The sequence below is a fragment of the Maricaulis sp. genome (assembly GCF_015665295.1).
Lineage (GTDB): Bacteria > Pseudomonadota > Alphaproteobacteria > Caulobacterales > Maricaulaceae > Maricaulis.
In genome coordinates, this window is the sequence record NZ_JADFAJ010000031.1 from 31,091 (window position 1) to 53,634 (window position 22,544).

The window sequence follows — 22,544 nt, forward strand, 5'->3', positions numbered from 1 at the left end:
AGGTTCCGCATTTCAACGGTTGAGCGGGCGCCCGACAATGGCTCGGATGCGCGCCAGAGTCTCCGGTGTCGGATCACCAAACAGGCCGCGCGCCGACGGCGGAAGATGCGCCATCGGATCCTCGTCATCCTGAAACAGGTAGCGATCGAAGATGAGTTTCCAGGCCTGGCGCTCACGAGCCGGCATGCCGCGCAGGGTCAACAGGCCGTGCAGCAATGTCAGGAAGGGTGTCGCCAGATGCTCCGGCCCGTCGCGCCACCAGAAATTCATCATTATCCCGAAGGGGTCCAGCGTCTCGACATAGTGGACCTGCATGGAGGGCATGTAGAGTGCGTCACCCGGGCCCAGCTCGGCAAGGCGGGCTTGCTGCATGGCCTCGGCAAAGCGCGGAAAGCGGTCAAGGTCCGGCGCGCGTGGATCGACCAGGCTGACCGGCTGACCCGCCAGTGTGACATCGAGCGGACCGATATAAAGGTTGGCCAGCTGCTCGATGGGGAAGAGCAGGAAGCGACGCCGACCGGAGACCACACAGGCCAGGTTCTGTGGCAGGTCCCAATGTGGTGCGGTGCGGGTCTGATTGCCGATCCAGAGCGAGGTCAGACGCTCGACGTCCGGATCGAGCAGCGGCATCGCATTGTCCCTCGCGATCGGCTCCAGGGCCTCGCGCACCGGCACGCCGCCGGCGAACACGGCATCCGGTTCCGTCGCGTCTTGCCCCGACAAAAGCGTGTCCAGCAATGCACCGAGCGGCGGCGTTTCCACGTCGAAGGTGAAACCACTGAAATCATCCTTGTAGAAGAACCGTGTCCCGGTCGCATGCGGCTGGCGGAAGGTCCGGACCAGCGTGTCCGGCGCCGTCTGCTTCAGCCGGTCGGCAAGCACATCCGCGCCCTGTCGGGAGGCCGCGAGCAGGGGCCAGTCATTGACCAGTCCCCGCAGGACGGCGGGCTCGCCGGCTGGCTGGATATCCGCCTCGAAGCGCGCCCGTTCTACGCCCTCGAATTCGGCGACCGGTGCTATCCCGGGAAATCCATCAATCACCATCTCGGCCTGTCCGGTCTCTTGCCTGCGGGTCAGCCGACGACGATCAGTCCGGCTGCCCGACACCCAACAGGAAGACCAGCGGATCGGCAAGCCGGGCATTCCATGCCGTCTCGTTGTGATCGGCTCCCTCATAGCGGGTCGAGCGATAACGGGCAGAGTCGTCAAAGCCGCGCCCGGCCATCACGGCATCAATCGCATCCTGGTAGGGCGGATAGAGACCATCCAGATTGATCGTGCCATGATCCAGCCAGATGCGGTGACGGGTCGGATCCAGCGGCGCATCGGCCAGGAAATCCGACCAGGCTGCCAGCGCCTGCTCGCGCCAGGCACCGGCGATTTGCGGGTCGCGGAAAGACCCATCGGCAAAAATCGGCCAATGAGTCGACAAGCCGGCCGCCGCCCCGAAGGTCTCGGAATGCCGTGCCAGCCCGTAAAACGAGATCAATCCGCCCATGCTCGACCCCATCAGGGCCGTTTCTGCGGCCTCGGGACGGGTCCGGTAGCGGCTGTCGATGAGCGGTTTGATGTCCTCGACCAAAAAGCGCAGAAAAACATCGGACAAGACCGCATCACCCCAGCTCTCCATCGCCTGCGCCTGCGCCGCGGCTGGCAGGCGGTCGAAGACGGCCCGGGGGGCATATTCAAGGGCCCGGCTTGGCGTGTTCCAGATGCCGACAATTATGGCCGGCCGGATACGCCCCTCGGCGATCAGGCGGTCCATTGTCTCGTCCAGCCCCCACTCGACACCGGCGAAGGAATAACCCGGCTCAAACAGGTTCTGCCCGTCCATGGCATAGATTACCGGATAGGCCTGTACGCCCTCCGCATAGCCGGGCGGCAAATAGACCGAGATCGGTCGCGCTTCCAGCCCGTCCGCACCCATAGGCTCGAGGCGGATCACCTCTCCGGCGTCCGGCTGCGCCGTGATCGCCGGTGTAAACAGAACCAGCAGGGCCAGTGAAAGCATGGCTGGGGACAGCATGGCCGGGAAAAGCTGGCCCGGTGACAGGAGATGCCGCATCCCGCTACCCCGCCACAAAGCGGATGGCGGCACCACCGCCGGCCGCGATTGGCAGATCCAAAATCGTGTCGGCATAAACCACGCGGGTCTCGATCAGGACGTCATAGGGATTGTCATGCCAGTGAGCGTCCGGACCATCGCGATAGATCTCGGCGGTGTAGGCGCGACCCGCGTCGAGGAAGTCGAGGGGCACGGACAGGGTCCGGGGCTCCTCGTCCGTGGCAGCACCGAGATACCAGTCCGCCCCGCCCCGCTCCTGGCGCACCGTAACGATGAAGTCCCCGACATCGCCTTGCAGCGCGATCGACTCTTCCCAGTCGGTCGGTACATCACGAATGAACTGGAAGGGCGCGGGATTGGCTGCGTAGTTCTCCGGCAGGTCAGCGGCCATCTGGATCGGGCTGTAGAGTACAACATAAAGCGCCAGCTGGCGGGCCAGCGTGGTCTGCACCCGGTTGGGGCTGTCCGGCCCGTTGAAGGTCAGGTCAAAGATACCCGGCGTGAAATCGGCGGGTCCGGCGAGCATGCGGGTAAAGGCGAGCATGGCTGTGTGCTCGGGCGGGTTGGGCGGGTTGCCCCAGGCATTGAACTCCTGGCCGCGTACGCCCTCTCGGGAAATCCAGTTCGGATAGGTCCGGCGCAGACCGGTATCCTTCACCGGCTCGTGAGGATTGATGGAAATGTGGCGCGCGGCTGCAGCTTCGAGCACGCGGATATGGTGGTTCACCGCATATTGCCCGTAGTGCCATTCATGGCGTTCTTCGCCTTCCTCATCGATGCGGATCAGATTGCCGGCATCGGCGACGTAGCCGGTCTTCACCTGGGTCACGCCGAGGCGTTCATAAAGGTCAAAAGCCGCCTCCATCTGGGTCTCGTAATTGGTCAGATGACCCGAGGTCTCGTGGTGCCCGATCAGGCGAACGCCGCGCTCGCGGGCATGGTCGGTGACCGCCTCGATGTCAAAATCGGGATAGGGTTCGGTAAAGGAGAACAGGGCGCCATTATTGAACCAGTCGCCGTCCCAACCGATATTCCAGCCTTCGATCAACACGCCGGCGAAACCGTTTTCGGCCGCGAAATCGAGATACTCGATCGCATTTTCCGTCGTTGCACCATGCTCGGGACCGGAGCCCCAGGTCATCGTGTTGATATGCATGCCCCACCAGATGCCGATATATTTGCCGGGCTCGACCCAGCTGACATCACCGAGGGCATTGGGCTCGTTGAGATTGAGGATGAGGTCGGAATTGATTAGCCCGACCGCCTCCTCGGCGACCTGGATGGTGCGCCAGGGCGTGGTGAAGGATCCATCCTTGTGGACCGCGATCCCGTCAGCACCCGGCGCAAGCTCTGCCGTCAAAACGCCTTCGCGCTGCTGATCCAGTCGCATGCCGGAATAGTCCACCAGTGCCGCCTCATGGATCGCGACATGGACGCCTTCGTCCGGTAGGCGCGCCGTGAAAGGCGTGTGCGCGGTGCCGACATCAATCAGGGGTGTGGTGCGGTAGACATACTCATAGCGGTTGTAATCCCCGGCCGGCGTCCACCAGGTCTCGCTTTCCTGCGGCATGGCAAAGCTGGTGACCTCGTCGACAATCGCGCGATGCTCACCATCGGGGACCGGCACCTCATAGCGAAAGCCCAGCCCGTCATCAAAGACACGCACGCGAACATCGAAGCCGCGACCGGCATCGCGCTCATGCCGGTAGCTGACCAGGAGCTCGTTGTGCTGGTCATGGACGAGCCGGCGCTCACCCCAGGGCAATTCCCATTGCAGGTCGGCGCTGGCCGTCTCGCTGGCAATAGGCCAGAGGCGGGTTTCGAGGTTTCCCGCGACGGCGAAGCGCAGGCCAAGCATGGATGGCGAAATCACATCCTCGCCATCAAACTGGACACGATAGCGCGGCAGGCCAGACTCGCTCCAGAATGCCGCACTCAGACGTCCATCCGGCGAGGTCACGACCAAAGGAGATTCGATGACCTGGCCAGCGATCGGGCTGTCTGGCCCGGGCTGGGCGAAACTGGCAGGAACCGCAATGGCGGACAGCGCCAGCAAGGCGGCAACGAGCCGAATGGCAGCGCGTGAATGACGTACAATCATGAAGTCCTCCCGGTATTTTTACCCAGTGTGCCCATATCTTGCAAATTTATGCAATTCCCATGACGCGCTTAGCCCTTGCCGCCTCGCACGTGCTCGGGATAGCATAAACATACAATAGAATACTGCGCGGGGAGGCGCATTGTCATGACTTCGCAAATATCGAGACTGACGATCGGATTGCTGGCGGCAACCTGCCTGACAGCCTGTGCCGCCAGCCAATCCGACAGCGGTATTGGGCGCATCGAAATTGCCGATCGCTCGCCTGCCGATGAAATCATCTACTTCGTGATGCCCGACCGCCTCGAGAATGCTGACCCGTCGAATGATCTGGGCGACATTGAGGGCGACCGTCTTGATCACGGTTTCGATCCGACCGCGCGCGGCTTCTATCACGGCGGCGACCTCGCCGGGCTGACCGCGCAACTGGACTACATCCAGGGCCTCGGCATGACGGCCATCTGGCTGACACCGATCTTCCAGAACCAGGCCGTACAGGGTGGCCCCGGGCAGGAGTCCTCAGCCTATCACGGCTACTGGATCACCGATTTCACCCGCCCGGATGCCCATCTGGGCACGCGAGAGGATTTTCGCGCTTTCGTCGATGCGGCCCATGACCGTGGCATGCGCGTCTATATGGATATCATCACCAATCATACGGCGGACGTCTTCGCCTACCGGGAATGTCATGACCCGACCTCCCCGCTTTATATCAACCCTGAGGGCCAATGCCCCTACCGCCGTATCGGTGACTATCCTTGGACGACACAGGGCGGCCCGGATGGCGCGGCAATCAATCAGGGCTTTCTTGGCGATGATCCGGCAAACCAGACTGCGGCGAACTATGCCCGGCTTACCGACCCGAACTGGGCCTATACGCCCTACCTGCCGGACAGCGCTCCGACCCGGACACCGGACTGGCTCAATGATTCCACACTCTATCATAACCGCGGCGAGAGCTTCTGGTTCGGCGAGAGTGAGCTCTATGGTGACTTTTCCGGGCTGGACGACCTCAACACCGAACACCCCCGCGTGCTCGAGGGCATGATCGAGATCTACAAGGACTGGATCACCGAGTTCGAGGTCGACGGCTTCCGCATCGATACAGCCAAACACGTGCAGCCGGAATTCTGGGTACGCTTTTCCCGGGAAATCCTTGACCACGCCCACGCGCTCGGCATCGAGCACTTTCACATTTTTGGCGAGGTCTATGAATTCGATGCCGGCCAGCTGGCGCGCTACACGACCGAGGCCGGTCTACCCGCCTACCTTGACTTCGCCTTCCAGGGAACGGCGCGCGGCTTTATCGTCAACAATGATCCCGGCGAGCGCTTCCAGTCGCTTTTCCGCATCGACCATGTGCTTGAAGGCGGTTTCGACACCGCCTCGACCCTGCCGACCTTCCTCGGCAATCACGACATGGGCCGCCTCGCCGGCTTCCTGCGCGAGGCCCATCCTGAAATGAGTGATGACGACATGCTGGCCCGCCTCCGGCTCGCCAATGCGCTGATGTTCTTTTCGCGCGGAACACCAACCATCTATTACGGCGACGAACAGGGCTTTGTCTCAGATGGTGGCGACCAGCTGGCACGCGAAAACATGTTCGAAAGCGCCGTGGCAGAGTACAATGACAATGACCTTGTTGGCACCGAGGCCACGACTGCGGACCGCAATTTCGATCCCGATCACCCGCTCTACCGCGCGATCGCGGAGATGGCCGCGCTGCGTCAAACCCACCGCACCTTGCGGCGCGGCGAGCAGATTGTTCGACATGCCGACCATGAAGACAGTGTGCTGGTGATGAGCCGCGTCGATTACGATCGCGGTGAGGAATTCGTGATCGCCTACAATGGCGAGGCTGTCGCCCGCGACATCCGCGTCGAAGTCGATGGTCGCGCCAGTGCATGGGACAGCCTTGCCGGGGCCTGCCCGATGATCAGCGACGCCCCAGGCACTCTCAGCCTCAGCATCCCGCCGCTCGACTACGTCATTTGCCGGGCTAGCCTGGTCGAATAACTTGACCGCGAACGCTATGACAAAGCCCCGACGGATACGTCCGCCGGGGCTTTTTGGTGACGGCAGCCCTTGAGCTTGCGGCTAATCTGCCAGCGCTCCGCCGGTCTCGACCACGACCCGGCGGCCCGGCACAAAGATGACGGACAAGGCAGCAAGCCCCAGCGAAACACCTGCAACCAGAAAGGCGTGGATCGGCTCATTGCCGAGGAACAACCTCAGGGCGATACCCATCAGACTGCCGACAACAATTTGCGGGATGACGATGAAGAAATTGAAGATGCCCATATAGACACCCATTTTCTCGGCCGGCAGGGCATCGGACAAAATGGCGTAGGGCATGGTCAGAATCGACGCCCAGACAATGCCGACACCGATCATCGAGATCCATAGCAGGGCCGGATCCGTGATGAAGTAGAAACTGGCCAGCGAAACCCCGCCAATCGCGAGATTGATCGCGTGGGTGACCCGCCGATTGAACCGTTTTGCCATGAAAGGCAGCAGCAGGGCGTATATCGCGGCGATGCCATTGTAGGTCGCGAAAAGCAGGCCGACCCAGTTGGCCCCATCGGAATAGGCTTCCGACCCGGTATCCGTAGCCCCGAAATGAAAGCTGGTCACAGCCGGGGTGGAATAGATCCACATCATGAAGAGCGCCGCCCAGGAAAAGAACTGGACCCAAGCCAGCCGCTTCATGACGGTCGGCATGGTGTTGAGATCTTCCAGAACATGACTGAAGAAATTCTCGGTCTGGCCTATGGCCCGCAACACGGTGTGCAGGATGAAACCGAGCCCGAGCGCAGCCACTCCACCTGTCAGGACGTAGAGCTCCTGCGCGCCATTAAAGCGGTACACCGCTGCACTCGCGACAAGGCCAGCCACCAGATAACCAAAGCCCGAGCCAAGATAGCGACGGCTGGACTGCGGCGGACGTTCCGGATCGCGCGGCAACCCCATCGCCTGGCGTTCGGCCTCGTCATAGGCCGCCAGCTTGTCCGGTGCATACTCGCGGCTCGTGATGACTGTCCACATGACCGAAACGAACAGCGCAACGGCGCCAATATAGAAAGAATACTTCACATTGTCCGGGACAATGCCGGCCGGCGCGACATCAGACACGCCGAAAACATCGGACAGGATCCATGTCGCGGCCGAGGCGACGGTGGCGCCGGCGCCAATGAAGATGGTCTGCATGGCAAAGCCGCGCGTGCGCTGACGGCTGGGCAACATGTCGCCAACAAAGGCCCGAAACGGCTCCATCGAAATATTGATTGACGCATCCAACAGCCACAGCATGACTGCGGCAAGCCAGAGCATGGGAGAATTCGGCATCACCAGGAGCGCGATGGTGGTAAGTATCGCGCCTGCCAGGAAATACGGACGACGACGCCCGAGACCGGTCCAGGTCCGGTCGGAAAAATAACCGATAATCGGTTGAACGAGGAGGCCGGTCAGCGGCGCCGCCAACCACAGGAGCGGTAGCGTCTCGATCGGCGCTCCGAGCGTTTGGAAGATACGGCTGACATTCGTGTTCTGCAGCGCGAACCCGATCTGTATGCCGAAGAAACCAAAGGAAATATTCCAGATCTGCCAGAAACCGAGTGCCGGTTTTTGCATGACAGCCTCCCCTTTTCATAATTTTTCACATCCTTATCCACTCTTCCGCGCTTGTCGATAGGACAATACAATTGATTGAAAAAAATAGACAAAAATGCTACAAGGAAAAAGAATGATCGCTCCAAACCAGCCATGAACTTGCCATATCGGTGCAAAAGATTTCAAATATGGGAAATGCGGGCCCCGCGCGATCGGGCGCCATGAACTTGCCAGTTTTGCAGCACCCGTGCATTGCTGACACCAATGATTTGAGAGGGTTGGATCAAGACGTGAGCAAGAAGCCGACACGCCTGGAAGACTTGGCGCAACGCGCAGGGGTTTCCGTCTCCACGGCCTCGCGTGCGCTCAATGACAGCCCGTCGGTCAATATGCGCACCAAGCAGGCGATCTGGAAGCTGGCGCGGGAGCTCGACTATCCCTTCCGACGCCACATGCCCGCCGGACCGATCGGCGCCAAGGCCACCATCTCGATTGTGGTGCCCCGGCCCCAGGGCCGCGACACCCGCCTCTCTGATCCATTCTTCTTCGAACTCCTGACAGGGGTGGGAGACGCCGCTCGCGAACGCGAATGCGACGTCCACATTTCCCACGTCGCTCCGGCCAGCTATGACGACCTCCACATGGCAATGACGACCCATCGCGCCGAGGGCGTGATTTTTGTCGGGCAGTCCAACCTGCATGGCGCGTTTAACCGACTGGCTGAAACCGAGAAGCGCTTTGTGGTCTGGGGCGCCGAATTGCCCGAACAACGCTATTGCTCGGTTGGCAGTGACAATGTCACCGGCGGGCGCCGCGCCACCCAACACCTGATCCGGCTCGGCCGTGAGAAAATCGTTTTCCTTGGGCAGTCCGAAGCGCCGGAAGTGATGCAACGCTTTCGTGGCTATCGCGACGCCCTGCTTTCAGCCGGACTGCAGGCCGATGACGACCTCGTCATCCCGTCGCATTTCGACATCGAGTCCGCGGAGGCATCCGTCGAGGCGCTGATCAAGAATGGCGTTCCTTTTGATGGGATCGTCGCGGCGAGCGATGTCCTGGCATTTGGTGCCTTGCGAGCGCTGCAGCTGGCCGGAGTTTCAGTGCCGGGCGATGTATCAGTGGTCGGCTATGACAACGTGTCGTTCGCTCGCTACGCCCACCCGGCCCTGACCACGGTCGACCAGGACATGGTCGCCGCTGGACGCCTGATGCTGTCGAAGCTGCTCGACTTCCGCGGCCCGCAAGCGCGCCGCTCGGAACGACTGGCGACCGATCTGATCATTCGAGAAAGCTGCGGCGGCTGATGCGTCAGGCGCGCTGGGCGAGCACGCCGGCATAGGCCGGCAAGCGGCCACCCTCGCCTGAAATATTGACCTGCTCGATCACCCGCCAGCCTGCGGGCATGTCCCAGCTGATCGGCTCTGCAGTCAGATTGAAGATGCAGAGGACGGCAGCCTCGCCGGAGCCGCGCTCGAAGGCCAGCAAGCTTTCGGCACCGGTCTCGATGACCCGCATGGCACCGGTTCGAAGCGAAGGATGATCCGCCCGCAATCGTACAAAGCGGCGAGCAAGGTGCAAGGTTGCATCTGGATCTGCCTCCTGGGCATCGACTGCGAGATCAAAATGACGGGCATCAACCGGCAACCAGGGCTCGGCCTCGGAGAAACCGCCATGCCGCCCCTGACGCGTCCAGGGCATGGGCGTACGCGCTCCGTCCCGGCCCAGCGTCTGCGGCCAGTTGGCGATCGCCTCGGGATCCTGAAGCCGGTCAAACGGGACCATTGCCTGCGGCAGGCCAAGTTCTTCACCCTGGTAGATAAACACATTCCCGCGCATGGCCACGAGCAGGAGCAAGGCCATATTCGCGAAAGCCTCGCGATCCCCTTCGGCCGCCCAGCGCGACACCGCTCGCGGGGCGTCATGATTTGAGAAGGTCCAGGACGGCCAGCCACTCACACCGTCTGACGGCCACAGGTCGGCAGCCGAACGAACGAGGGCCGGATCAAGCGATTCGGCATAGAGATAGAGAAAACCATAGGCCGAATGGAGGCGGCCGGGACGGCGCGTGTACAGCTCCATCTCCTCCTGCGCCCGCTCGCCACCAACTTCGGCAACCAGAAAGCGCCCCTCATAACTGTCCGCCAATGCTCGCATGCGCTCGAGAAAAGCCGGGATATCGGGGTGGGACTGGTTGAAATAATGGTGCTGGAAGTCGAACGGCCGCGTCCGACGGGCACCGGTGGTCTTGATCGGCGGATTATCGTGCAGCGCCGGATCGTGCATCATGAAATTCACGGCGTCGAGGCGGATACCGTCGACGCCGCGATCCAGCCAGAACGCCATCGTATCAAGCAACTCTTCCTGAACGTCCGGATTGTGAACATTGAGGTCCGGTTGCTCGGGCAGGAAGTTGTGCATGTAGTACTGGCCGCGCCGCGCGTCCCAGGTCCAGGACGGACCACCAAAGACGGATTGCCAGTTGTTCGGGGGCGAGCCATCCGGCTTGGCATCGGCCCAGACATACCAGTCGGCCTTGTCATTGGCTCGGCTCGAACGGCTTTGCTGGAACCAGGCGTGAGCTTCGGACGTATGAGAATATACCTGATCGATCAGGACCTTCAGGCCCAAGGCGTGCGCCCGCTCAAGCAGCACATCGAAGTCATCAAGAGTTCCGAAAATCGGGTCGACGCCGCGATAGTCGGCAACGTCATAACCAAAGTCCCGCATGGGAGATGTGAAGAAGGGCGACAGCCAGATCGCATCCACGCCGAGCGAGGCGACATGATTGAGCCGCGCAGTAATGCCAGGCAGATCGCCGATACCGTCATTGTTCGAATCGAAAAAACTGCGCGGGTAGATCTGATAGATCACCGCGCCCTTCCACCACTCAGACGTCGGCTGGTCCTGCGACCGCTGCTCGGATTGCGCGTCCAACTCCACTCAGGCCTCCCCGCGCCCAGAGGCGCTATCTTCACAAGATGCTTGCAATCGCATCTTTTAGCAATTTTGCAAAAAATTGCATTTGATCTGCTTTCTTGTCAATCGCCGTTTCGAGCACAGTAGCGCGATATAATAGACCTCAAGGCGACATTTGATGGTGTAACATTCTCGCATCACGTCGGGATACGATTCAAAGATCGCAATATTGCCAGTTGCCGCATGAAATAGTTTTCATTAATTTGCACTGGAATGGCGGCGGCAAATTTCCTGTCGACACGCCGGAGGGAGGACTAAATGACCAATCAACGCACCACTCGTCGTGGCTGGCTTCTGACCAGCGCGGCATCCACACTGGCCCTGTCGATGGCGCTGGCCGCGCCGGCCTCGGCACAAGACCAAGCAGAGGAAGCGTCTGGCGATGTGATCACCGTCACCGGCTTCCGCAGCTCGATCGAAAGCTCAATCGCGGTTAAGCGCGAATCGACCTCGATCGTCGAGGCCATTTCGGCGGAAGACATCGGTCGCCTGCCGGACAACTCGATCGCAGAATCACTGGCACGCCTGCCCGGCCTCGCCGCCCAGCGCCTGCGCGGACGCGCCCAGGTGATTTCGGTGCGCGGTCTCGGCCCGGATTTCACCACCGCGCTGCTGAATGGCCGCGAACAGGTCACCGCCGGCGACAATCGTGGCGTCGAGTTCGACCAGTATCCGTCGGAGCTGTTGAGCTCGGTTGTTGTCTACAAGACACCTGACGCCCAGCTGGTCGGCCAGGGCTTGGCCGGCACAGCTGACCTTCGCACCGTGCGCCCGCTGGATCGCGACGAGCGGACGATTGCCATCTCCGGCCGCTATGAGTGGAACCAGTACGGCGCCCTCAATGCCGGTTCAGAAGATAACGGCCACCGCGTCACCGGCTTCTACATTGACCAGTTCGCCAACGACACCATCGGCCTCGCGCTCGGCTTTGCCTCGCAATCCTCCCCGACGCAGAGTGAGCGCTGGGATGCTTGGGGTTATCCGACCGTCGGTGCCGGCGACTTGCTGCTTGGCGGCGCCAAGCCGTACGTCGAGAGCCGGCAACTCGAGCGCACCGCCTTCGTCGGCACGCTGGAATTTGAACCGAACGCCAATTCCCACACGACGATCGACGCCTTCTACTCGCAGTTCGAGGACACGGGCATCCTGCGCGGCATCGAACTGCCGCTCGCCTGGGGTGGCGCGACGCTGCAGCCGGGTTACACGGTTGAAGACGGGCTGGTTACGGCTGGCACATTCTCCGGCGTCCAGGGCGTGGTCCGCAATGACACGCGCTTCCGCGAAGCGGACGTTATGTCATTCGGCGTCAACCACGAACAACGCCTGAACGACCAGTGGACCGGCACGATCGACCTTTCCTATTCGAGCGTCGAACGTGACGATACGGACTACGAGTCCTATGCGGGTACCGGATCCGGCTTCGGCAATGGCGCATCCGACACGCTCGCCTTCCAACTTGGTGGCGGCGGCGGCTTCATTTTCGGTTCAAGCCTCGATTATGCCGACCCGAGCCTTCTGCTGCTGACCGACCCGCAGGGCTGGGGCCAAGCCGGCTTCATCAAGCGGCCGTCAACGGAAGACACGCTCTCCGCACTGCGCGTTGAAGCCGAGCGGGAAATCTCGCAAGGTTTCTTCTCCAGCGTCGAAGTCGGCATCTACGCCACGGATCGTGAAAAATCCAAGCGCTCTGTGGAAGACTTCATCGACCTGGCCAACCCCGGCGCGACGAACACCACGGCAATCCCGGGCGATCTCCTGCTCGAGCCGACCAGCCTCGACTTCATCGGCATTGCCGGCATGGTCAGCTATGACCCGCTTGCCCTTCTGAACAGCGGCGTCTACTCGCTGCGCCCGAATCTGAACGCTGATGTTCTGACCAAATCCTGGGATGTCGAAGAACAGCAGGTGATTGGCTATCTTCAGGCCAATGTCGACTCGGTCCTCGGAAACACGCCGGTTCGGGGTAATTTCGGCCTGCAGATTGTGCATACCGAACAGTCCTCGACGGGCCCTCGCGTCGGTCAGGGCGCCCTCTTGGCCTACACGGAAGACGAGGCTTACTCACACCTTCTGCCGAGCGCCAACTTCTCGTTTGAAGTGGCCGAAAACACCTTCGTCCGCGTAGGCGCCGCCCGCACACTGGCCCGTCCGCGCATGGACGAGCTGCGCGCCTCGCAGGAAATCAGCATCAACTCCCAGGTCTGCACGCCAGACGATGGTAGCGGGAATCCAGCCTTCGACGCGGCCAATTACGACCTCGCCGGCGGGCAGTCCTGCCTGACTCTGTCCGGCGGCTCGCCGCGCCTGCGTCCGGTCACTGCCGACGCGATCGACCTGTCAATCGAACACTATTTTGCTGACGGGGCCGGCTACGTTTCTGCCGCTCTCTTCAACAAGGATATCGATAATTACGTGTTCGGTTCTGCGGCTCGTACGATCGACATGACGGATGCCGCGAATGCTATCTTCGGCGGCGCCTTCACCGCCGCCAACCCGCAGCTCACGACCGGTATCCTGTACGAGCCGGTCAACACGGATGGTGGCTATATTCGCGGTATCGAGCTGGCGACCAACATCCCGGGCGACGCCGTCGCACCCTGGCTTGCCGGTTTCGGCCTTCTGGCCAGCTACTCCTACACAGAGAGCGAGGTCCAGCCGGATCCCAACCAGGCACCGATCGCAATTCCGGGCCTGTCGGAAAATGTCGGCAACCTGACCGTCTACTATGAGAATGGTGGTTTCGAGGCTCGGATCTCCAACCGCTGGCGTTCGGAGTTCCTCGGCGAGGTCACCGGTTTCGGTGCCAACCGCGAGTTCCGCAATGTCGAAGCGGAGTCGGTCATCGACGCCCAGATCGGCTACGAGTTCGGGCCGGGCCCGCTGGATGGGCTGGCGATCTTCGCTCAGGGCAACAACCTGACCGACGAAGCCTTCGTTACATTCCTCAATGACGACCCGCGCCAGGTTAAGGACTATCAGCAGTATGGCGCGACCTACCTCGTCGGCTTTAGCTGGCGTCGCTAACAGCTTCCTTCCCGAAGCGAACCCCTCCGCCCCTGCCTGCCTCGTGCAGGCAGGGGTTTTTCTTTGTCGGCACGGGCGGCAAACTGACCCCTTGCGCCGCACGCCCGGCGCCCCCCTTGCCCGAGAACGGTAGGCAGCCATGAAGACCAGTCGCATCAAATCAGCCCTCATCGTCGGCGGCGGCACGTCAGGCTGGATGGCGGCTGCCGCACTCTCGCGCTTCTTGGGCACGACGCTCGATATCAAGCTGGTCGAATCCGAACAGATCGGGACGGTCGGCGTTGGTGAAGCGACGATTCCGCAGATCAAGCACCTCAACTCCGCCCTCGGGATCGACGAGCGCGACTTCGTCGCCCGAACCAATGGCTCGTTCAAACTGGGGATCGAGTTCATCAACTGGCGGCGCCAGGGCGAAGCCTATTTGCATAATTTCGGTTCGATCGGCCTCAATCTGCAACAAGTACCCTTCCATCACTACTGGCTGCGCGCCCGTGCCGAGGGCTCAAGCGAAAGCCTGTGGGACTACTGCCTGAATACGGCGGCAGCCCGCCAGATGCGTTTTTCGCCACTTGAGAAAGTTGGCAATTCACCACTTTCCGGTGTCGCTTACGCCTACCATTTCGACGCCACGCTTTACGGGCAATTCCTGCGCGCCTATGCCGAGCAACGCGGCGTAACCCGCATTGAAGGCTTGATTGAAAGCACGGACATGGATCCGGAGAACGGCAATGTGACCGCCGTGCGCCTGAAAGACGGACGCACGCTCGCTGCCGACCTCTTCATCGACTGCTCCGGCTTCCGCGGCCTGCTGATCGAACAGGCCCTCGGGACGGGCTATGAGGACTGGACCCGCTGGCTGCCCTGCGACCGCGCCATCCCGGTTCCCAGCTCGAATGCGACCGCGCCTATCCGCCCCTATACCCAATCCATCGCCCATAGCGCCGGCTGGCAGTGGCGCATCCCCCTGCAGCACCGCACCGGCAATGGCCACGTGTTTTCCAGCGCCCATGTGAGCGAAGCCGATGCAACTGATACGCTGATGGCGAATCTGGAAGGAGAGGCGCTGGCCGAGCCACGCGTGATCCGATTTGTGACGGGTCGCCGCAAACAGTTCTGGAACCGCAATGTTGTGGCCCTGGGTCTGTCGGCCGGCTTCCTGGAACCGCTGGAGTCGACCTCGATTCATCTCGTCCAGTCGGGTATCAGCCGGCTCATCGCGCTCTTCCCGGACGGCGACTTTGCCGCTGCCGACCAAGATGAGTACAATCGCCAAATGGCGCTGGAGTATGAGCGCGTCCGCGACTTCATCATCCTGCACTACCACCTTAATGAACGAACCGATTCCGACTTCTGGCAAGACTGCGCCGCGATGTCGGTTCCCGACACGCTGGCCGCCAAGCTCGACCTTTTCCGCGCCAATGGCCGCCTCTATCATCGGGAGGAAGACCTGTTCACCGATTCAAGCTGGCTCCAGGTCATGCTCGGCCAAGGCGTCATGCCAAGGGGCTACCATCCAATGGCTGATGTTCTGCCCGCCGACCAACTGCATGATTTCCTGGCCAATATCGGGAAGATTGTCGGCCAGGCCGCAGCAACAATGCCGACTCATTCGGAGTTTCTCGCCAGGCATTGTCCGGCGGCGATGGACGCCTAGCCGTCTGCCTTGCAGAAGCGTTCGATGTATGCGCGGTGATCCGGCACGGGCGTTACCGCCTCCGCCATGACCCGGCGCAAGCCAGCCAGCCGCTCGGCACCGTCCACCGGGCTGCCCACAACCAGCGGATCGAGCCCGTCGGGTTCAATCCCCTGACCGGCATAGACTGCCATCCAGGACGGATTGAGGAAGAGCTCCGTACCCGGCGAGACCAGGCGGCCCGTGGCGCGAAAATGCTCCATCCGCCAGGACAGGCTGTCCGGGATATCCATATTGGCCGTGTAACGCCAAAGCGGCGCGTCATCCCGTGTCGTCGCGTGATAGTGAAGAATGAGGAAATCGCGGATGCGCTCATATTCCTCACCGGTCAACCGGTTGAACTCGGCAGCCTCAAGGCTGTTATCCCGCTTGCCGGGAAACAGGGCCAGCAGGCGATTGATACCTGTCTGGATCAGGTGAAGGCTGGTGGACTCAAGCGGCTCCATGAAACCGGCCGACAGACCCAGGGCCACAACATTGCGGTTCCAGAATTTGCGACGCCGGCCGGTTGTGAAGCGAAGCGGGCGCGGATCAGCGATTGGCCTGCCGTCGATATTGGCCATCAGTGTGTCGCTGGCCTCCGCGTCCGTGATGAACTGGCTGGCGTAGACATGGCCATTGCCGGTGCGGTGCTGCAGCGGGATGCGCCATTGCCAACCAGCTTCGCGCGCTGTCGAGCGGGTGTAGGATGTGAATTCCCCGGCTGTCTCGCACGGCACAGCCACGGCGCGGTCACAGGGCAGCCAATGGGTCCAGTCCTCATAGCCGGTCTTGAGCGCTTTCTCGATCAGCAATCCGACAAAGCCAGTGCAGTCGATGAAGAAATCAGCCTCGATCGTGCGCCCGCTTTCCATCACGACCGCAGTGACGTCACCGATCTCGGACAGACGCGTCTCAACGACCCGACCTTCCTCGCGAAGCACGCCACGCGCCTCGGAATAACGACGCAGGAAGCGACCATAGAGAATGGTATCAAAATGGTAGGCGTAGTCGAAGGTCGACTGGACGAGACGCGGGTCCCGGGCAGGCGGCGAGAACCGGTTCTCACGGGCAATCACCCAGGCCATGGAATAGGCATCAAGCGGCGTCACATCACCGCGTTGTCGCTCCCGCAGCCAATATTGGTAGAGCGGCACGGAATCAAAATCCCGACCGTGGCTTCCGAACGGATGAAAATAGCGCTGCCCCTTGCGCGACCAGTCGACGAATTCGATGCCCAGCTTGAACGACCCCTGGGTCTCGCGCACGAACTCATTCTCGTCGATACCCAGCATTTGGTTGAACAGCTTGATCGGCGGAATAGTCGCCTCACCCACGCCAACGACACCGATCTGCTCGGATTCGACCAGCGTGACCGATGCGGCTCCCTTGGTGGCGTTGATAATGGCAGCTGCCGCCATCCAGCCCGCTGATCCACCACCAACTATGGCAATCCGTGGCAAGCCGCTCTCGGGATCAACGGATTGGGGCGGCATGACGTTCGGCTTTCGGCTGGATCAGGAACACGACCCCGATTTGACCGACCTCGAACGTATTTGTCGACACCCATCCTCTGCAAAGGATGCGATTTTAATGGTGCGGCGCACCATCAATTTCTTCTGCTGAGCAATATAAACAAGCCTGTCGACGCCGACTTACCGTTGCAATTTTATGCAAATCATTGGCATATGGTCCGCCACTCACGGGAGAGTTCACATGTCCGCATTTCGCACCGCATTGGCCGCCAGCCTCGCTGCGCTTGCCATTGGACCGACCAGCCTCGCGCAGTCGGTATCGCCCGAAACCGGAGGTCGTGAGCTGGTTCGCCTCGACCACCCCGAATGGAGCCATGACGCCGTTCTCTACCAGATCAATTTGCGTCAATTCACGCCCGAGGGTTCGATCGCTGCGGCGCAAGCCGAACTCCCTCGCCTCGCCGAGCTGGGCGTCGATATCCTCTGGCTGATGCCGGTCCAACCAATCGGTGTCGCGGAGCGCAAGGGCGAGCTGGGCAGCCCATACTCGATCAGCGACTACCGCGCCATCAATCCCGAGCTTGGCACGATGGAGGATATGCGCAGCTTCATCGATACAGCCCACCAGCTGGGCTTCCACGTCATTCTGGACTGGGTCGCCAATCACTCGGCCTGGGACAGCCCGCTCGTCGAGGCCCACCCCGACTGGTATTCACGCAATTGGCGGGGCGAAATCCAGCCGCCTCCCAGCACCGACTGGAGTGATGTCGCCGACTTTGACTACAGCAATGCGGAATTGCGCGACTATATGGCCGATAGCATGAGATTCTGGGTCCGCGAAGTCGGATTCGACGGTTTCCGATGCGATGTCGCCGGCTTCGTCCCGATCGATTTCTGGGAGCGAGTGCGCGCGGAGCTCGACGCGATCCGCCCGGTCTTCATGCTGGCCGAATGGGAGCAACGTGACCTGCATCGCGATGCGTTCGACGCAACCTATGCCTGGAGCTGGAACAATACGATGCATGATGTCGCAATGGGCCATGCCGATGCCGGCGCCTTGCGCAGTCACTATTTCTACGATGAAGCCAATAGCTGGCCGCGCGATGCTTACCGCATGCGCTACACCTCCAACCATGATCAGAATTCATGGGAAGGCACTCAATTCGAACGCTTCGGCGACGCGCTGGAGGCAGCCATCATCCTGTCCTTCACCGGCACCGGGATCCCGCTTATCTACAATGGTCAGGAAGCCGGCAATGAGGATCGCCTCGCCTTCTTCCAGCGCGATCCGATCGAGTGGCGCGAACATCCGCTGAATAACCTGTTCCGCGATCTTGTCGAACTGCGGCATGCGAACAGCGCGCTCTGGGCCGGCGCTGCCGGCGCCGCGATGCAGGCCGTGCCCAACTCGCAGGACGGCGCGGTGTTCAGCTTTGTGCGCCGGGATGAGAACGGCGCCGTTCTGACAGTCATTAATTTCAGCGACGCGCCGCTCACCGCGACTCTTGGCGACGGCCCGCACGCCGGGGCGTACCGCGACTGGCAAAGCGGTGAGGTCCTGACCTTCACCGACCGCACCGACCTGGCACTTGCCCCCTGGCAGGCACGCGTTTTTGTGTCGACCGCCGCACAATAGCCCCACCGACACCGGCCTCAGCGGCCCCCGAACACCCTCGGCGAAGCCGGGTCCGTCAGAAACGGACCCGGACGTCGATGCCGGCGCGTTGTCGTTCCGTCTCTTCGCCAAACTCCGCCTGGTATCCAATGCTCAGGCCCACCCGGTCATTGCCGGCAATCTCCAGATCAACACCAAGCTGATAGACGAGATCATCCAGCGTTGTCCCGATGATGGCCGGATCCGCCAACGGATTCGCCCCGAGGAAACGCACGGGCAGTTCAAGCCGGTCTTGCGTGCTCAACTGCAGGCCACCGGTAATCGAAATGACACCGACCATGTCCTCTGCCTCGCGGAACACATGCCCCACCGTCATTTGCGGCGTGAGGGCACCGATCAGCGTGGTGTCGGAAAGCACCTCGACCCCCAGGCCATCCAGACCGTCCTCGGTGAGGCCGGCATGGTGCAGCGCGGTCAACGAGGCTGACAGCTGGGGCCGAGCAAAGAGGCTGCCATGGCGGAAGCTCTCACCGACATGTCCGTCAAGCCGCGCATGCCCCGTTTCCGGAGAAGACGTGCCGACATCGCTGGTAAAGACTTCAACCGCGCGCTCTGTCTCATGCCAGGACCAGCCGCCGGAGACCGATGCGCCATAATAGGGGCCGGTGGCCCGGTTCCGTTCGACACCCAGCCCCACCACGAAACCACTGCTCTCGGTACGGGCGCGGTGACCGTCGATCCGGATCGGATCCGTCTGCTCATAGCTGACACCCGCTGCGACAGACCAGTCATCGCCGATCCGCTGCTCGAACCCACCAGTGAAGCGCATCGACTCGCCTTCTGTCTGCAGGTTCTCGAAGTTGGCTTCACGTGCGCTCGAGGTCATCTCGAGTCGCGACCAGGCACATTCGTCGCCGCGGGCGCCAACCGGCGAGCCGCAATTGAACAGATCATCGGCAAAGTTACTGGCCGAATTGAGCTGGCCATGCATCACCGCCAGGTGAGGCTCCGGATTGAGCTCGGCAAAGACCGCCTCGTAGAGATCGAGCTGTTCTGCCTGCATGTTGCCAAGGAAGGCCAGCAAGCGACCGATTCCGGCAGAACCGCCGACATCCAGGGCGGAGTCCATGTGGTCGCCGAGCGCACGCCCGTTCTGGTTCAGGCTGGGCAGGCCAAAGGCCGTATCGATCAGCAGGTGGACACCGGCGGCATCGGCCGCGACCGAATAATCAACTGCCATAGTGTCGCGAATGACCAGGCCATTGTCGACACCGCCCTCGGCCGCTGCGAACAGAGTCACGGCCTCTCGGTCCTCAAGCCAGGTCAGCGTGATATCGCCGGTGCCGTCCACAGTGGCACCGCCCGTGACATTCACACGGTCGGACGCGTAGGGGCCAAAGGCGACATCAAAGACCAGATGGCCGCTCTCGGTTTGTTCGAAATGACCATCCAGCTCCACCGTATTGATGACCCGCGCTCCGTACAGGAGGTTTGTTGTCGGATCACCGATGGCATCAAAATTCCCGAAAGTGTCACCGTTCAGAAGGTCGATCGGATAGGGCGAGGCCGACAGACCCATGATGAAGTTGCCGGCATTCCTGAAGGTCGCCTCGGCGACCGGGGCTGGCGCCGCGGCCTCCCACAGATCGGCTCTCGCCTCGGCTGGATCAAGGCCATCCATGACCGGCCCTGCCGGCTGACCCGCAGGCATCTCCGCCTGCAGGACAGAATGCGCGAATGCAGGCCCACCGACAGTTTCACTGTCTGCCGCCGTGGAAGGCGCCTGCGCCGCGATGACCAGAGATTCCTGGACCGGCGGCGCTTTTTGTTCTGCGGCAGCATCAACATCGACGCTCGTTGGCAACAAGGCAGCGGGAGCGGGTTGTGCCGCTGTCCCGAGTTCTGCCTGCACGGGTCGCCTGGACGCGCTCTCCGTCGACCCCATCGCGGCCACAAACTCGCGCTCTGTCACAGGCGATGAAGCTTCAGCAGACCGTGAAGGTACCGCGCTGGCCGTGTTCGTGCTGGCAAGCTGCAGGACCGATTGCGGGCTCGTCGCACCATCTCTCAGATCGATTGCGTCAAAGGCGATGAAGGTCGCCCCCGCCTGGTTGTCAAACCGGTTCACACCCGAGCCAAGATCAACATTGCCGACAACCAGACCGGTATTCTCGATCAGGTCATTGCCGGAGGTCGTGACGATCGCCCGGCCGGAGACCGCCGACACGCTGCCAGATGTGAAGAGTGTATTGTCGGCGCCGCCGTCAAAGAAGACGCCCATGCCGCGATTTGATCCGCCGCGAATGTCATCATCCAGGGTCACGGTAATGGCCGCGGCCGCCAGCGCGCTCATCACATCGACGCCGTCAGCCCGATTGGCCATTTCGACAAGCGGCGTGTTCTCCATGACCTCGCGCTGTGCAGACGTGATCAACGCAATCGGTTCGGCAGGTGCGAAGCTTGTGCCGAGGCTTTGAGCGAAGAAGGCGATCGCATTGTAACCCGCCGTGATGATCGCGCCGGAGTGATTGACGATGACCCGACCGGCTTCGCCCTCGCCGCCCATCGCGCCGAAGAAACCCAAGCCGTTCGCAGAACCGAATGTACCGCCACCGCCGCCGATCGACTGGGCGAAAATGCCCAGCGCGCCGCCACCAAGCAAGTTGATGGTGCCGCTGGAATTGATGGTCACATCGCCGCCATCGCCGCTATTGCCCCCGAACGGATTGCGCGCCACGTCGATCCCGGCTTCCTGCACGCCGATAGTCGTGTCACCGCCATTGCCACCACCGCCACCGATGGATTGGGCGAAGATCCCGTAGGCTCCGACCCCATGGGTGGTGATGTTGCCGGTATGGGTGACGGTCACGTTGCCGCCATCACCGGCGGTGCCCCCGATTCCCCCGAAGGAAACCGCGCCGGCGTTGGAGATATATCCATCACCACCATTGCCGCCGCCGCCGCCGATCGACTGGGCAAGGATGGCGTGGGCATTGTCGCCGGTCGTAACGATCGAACCGCTATTGGTCACAACCACATTGCCGCCATCACCGGAGGCGCCGCCGAAACCGCCCATACCGATGCTGACGCTCGGCTGGAACGTGCTGCCGAGATCACCATTGTTCTCGATGAGGGCGTTTCGCGTATCACGAGACCCGTCCATATTGCCGGCGCCTCCATTGCCGCCACCGCCGCCGATGGACTGGGCGAAAATCCCGTAGGCAAGATCGCCGTCTTCGCCGTAATTCGGGTCATCATCCGCGCTGAAGAAGCGGGTGCCAGACGTCTGGATCGAGCCGGTGTTGATGACAGTCACATCACCACCATCGCCGGCCGCGCCGCCGAAGCCGCCGATTGCGATCGTTCCCGTGGCCGTCGCGCCGCCCTGGCCGACTTCGCCACCACCACCGCCAACTGATTGCGCGAAGATACCGCGGGCGCCATCGCCCCAGGTATTGATCGAGCCGTCATTGGTGACCAGCACGTCGCCGCCATCACCCGAGGCCCCGCCAAAGCCGCCGAGCGTGAAACTCATCGAGTCGCTGTCGCTGCTGGAAAGCAGGGCATCCAGCTCCTCTCCGTCCAGCGAGGTACCGCCGCCATTGCCGCCACCGCCACCAATGGACTGGGCCTTGATCCCGTCCGAGCCGGCGCCAAGGGTCGTGATCGCACCGCTATTCGCGACGGTGACATCGCCGCCATCACCCGCTGCACCACCAAAACCGCCAACCACGGCAACGAGTTCGAGATTCTTGTCTTCATCGCTGATGTCAGCGGCATCACGTGTAATCGCAAAGCCGGTTGCGCTGCCACCATTGCCGCCGCCGCCGCCGATCGACTGGGCGAAGACACCGATCGACCCACGGACCCAGGAAACGACTGTTCCGGAATTGTCGACCGAAACATCGCCGCCATTGCCCGCCGCACCGCCGGAACCACCGACGGTTATTGCGATCGACGCTGACTGGCTGGCGCCCGCTGCGCCGGTCGCCGACATGCCGGGGCCACCA

12 protein-coding genes are annotated in these 22,544 nt (G+C 61.8%); 5 read left to right on the plus strand and 7 right to left on the minus strand.

Going from position 1 to position 22,544, the window contains the following annotated elements; translation table 11 throughout:
- Window positions 1–12: 12 nt before the first annotated feature.
- Genes QZZ02_RS13235 through QZZ02_RS13245 form a run of 3 tightly spaced genes read right to left on the minus strand, consistent with a single transcriptional unit; the run spans window position 13 to window position 4,166 of the window.
- Complete coding sequence (locus QZZ02_RS13235) at window positions 13–1,044, minus strand: cupin-like domain-containing protein (protein WP_291845094.1); 1,032 nt, start codon at window positions 1,042–1,044, stop codon at window positions 13–15.
- Window positions 1,045–1,087: 43 nt separating this feature from the next.
- On the minus strand, window positions 1,088–2,065 hold the full coding sequence (locus tag QZZ02_RS13240) for an alpha/beta hydrolase-fold protein (RefSeq protein WP_291845095.1): 978 nt from the start codon (window positions 2,063–2,065) through the stop codon (window positions 1,088–1,090).
- A gap of 4 nt (window positions 2,066–2,069) precedes the next feature.
- The gene (locus QZZ02_RS13245; RefSeq protein WP_291845096.1) at window positions 2,070–4,166 is read right to left on the minus strand and encodes a glycoside hydrolase family 97 protein; all 2,097 of its coding nucleotides are present in this window, start codon (window positions 4,164–4,166) and stop codon (window positions 2,070–2,072) included.
- A gap of 144 nt (window positions 4,167–4,310) precedes the next feature.
- Here QZZ02_RS13245 and QZZ02_RS13250 point away from each other — a divergent pair, with 144 nt between their 5' ends.
- On the plus strand, window positions 4,311–6,179 hold the full coding sequence (locus QZZ02_RS13250) for an alpha-amylase family glycosyl hydrolase (protein ID WP_291845097.1): 1,869 nt from the start codon (window positions 4,311–4,313) through the stop codon (window positions 6,177–6,179).
- An 81-nt stretch (window positions 6,180–6,260) separates the two neighbouring features.
- On the opposite strand, the gene QZZ02_RS13255 is transcribed toward QZZ02_RS13250, so the two are convergent.
- Window positions 6,261–7,793 carry an MFS transporter gene (locus QZZ02_RS13255; RefSeq protein WP_291845098.1) on the minus strand — a complete coding sequence of 511 codons (1,533 nt, stop codon included), beginning with the start codon at window positions 7,791–7,793 and terminating at the stop codon, window positions 6,261–6,263.
- A 269-nt stretch (window positions 7,794–8,062) separates the two neighbouring features.
- Between QZZ02_RS13255 and QZZ02_RS13260 the strand changes: the two genes are divergently transcribed.
- Window positions 8,063–9,076 carry a LacI family DNA-binding transcriptional regulator gene (locus QZZ02_RS13260; protein ID WP_291845099.1) on the plus strand — a complete coding sequence of 338 codons (1,014 nt, stop codon included), beginning with the start codon at window positions 8,063–8,065 and terminating at the stop codon, window positions 9,074–9,076.
- A gap of 4 nt (window positions 9,077–9,080) precedes the next feature.
- Here QZZ02_RS13260 and QZZ02_RS13265 read toward each other — a convergent pair whose 3' ends face one another.
- On the minus strand, window positions 9,081–10,712 hold the full coding sequence (locus tag QZZ02_RS13265; protein WP_291845100.1) for an alpha-glucosidase: 1,632 nt from the start codon (window positions 10,710–10,712) through the stop codon (window positions 9,081–9,083).
- Between the two features lie 294 nt (window positions 10,713–11,006).
- Between QZZ02_RS13265 and QZZ02_RS13270 the strand changes: the two genes are divergently transcribed.
- Both QZZ02_RS13270 and QZZ02_RS13275 read left to right on the plus strand, forming a co-directional pair.
- Window positions 11,007–13,772, plus strand: a complete 2,766-nt coding sequence (locus QZZ02_RS13270) for a TonB-dependent receptor (protein ID WP_291845102.1) — start codon at window positions 11,007–11,009, stop codon at window positions 13,770–13,772.
- A gap of 139 nt (window positions 13,773–13,911) precedes the next feature.
- On the plus strand, window positions 13,912–15,426 hold the full coding sequence (locus QZZ02_RS13275) for a tryptophan halogenase family protein (RefSeq protein WP_291845103.1): 1,515 nt from the start codon (window positions 13,912–13,914) through the stop codon (window positions 15,424–15,426).
- On the opposite strand, the gene QZZ02_RS13280 is transcribed toward QZZ02_RS13275, so the two are convergent.
- Window positions 15,423–16,940 (minus strand): tryptophan halogenase family protein, encoded by a 1,518-nt coding sequence (locus QZZ02_RS13280; RefSeq protein ID WP_291845104.1) that lies wholly within the window; start codon window positions 16,938–16,940, stop codon window positions 15,423–15,425. The genes QZZ02_RS13275 and QZZ02_RS13280 overlap by 4 nt on opposite strands.
- Window positions 16,941–17,160: 220 nt before the next feature.
- Here QZZ02_RS13280 and QZZ02_RS13285 point away from each other — a divergent pair, with 220 nt between their 5' ends.
- Window positions 17,161–18,555, plus strand: a complete 1,395-nt coding sequence (locus QZZ02_RS13285) for an alpha-amylase family glycosyl hydrolase (protein ID WP_291845105.1) — start codon at window positions 17,161–17,163, stop codon at window positions 18,553–18,555.
- A 55-nt stretch (window positions 18,556–18,610) separates the two neighbouring features.
- Here QZZ02_RS13285 and QZZ02_RS13290 read toward each other — a convergent pair whose 3' ends face one another.
- The gene (locus QZZ02_RS13290; RefSeq protein WP_291845106.1) at window positions 18,611–22,531 is read right to left on the minus strand and encodes an autotransporter outer membrane beta-barrel domain-containing protein; all 3,921 of its coding nucleotides are present in this window, start codon (window positions 22,529–22,531) and stop codon (window positions 18,611–18,613) included.
- Window positions 22,532–22,544 lie beyond the last annotated feature (13 nt).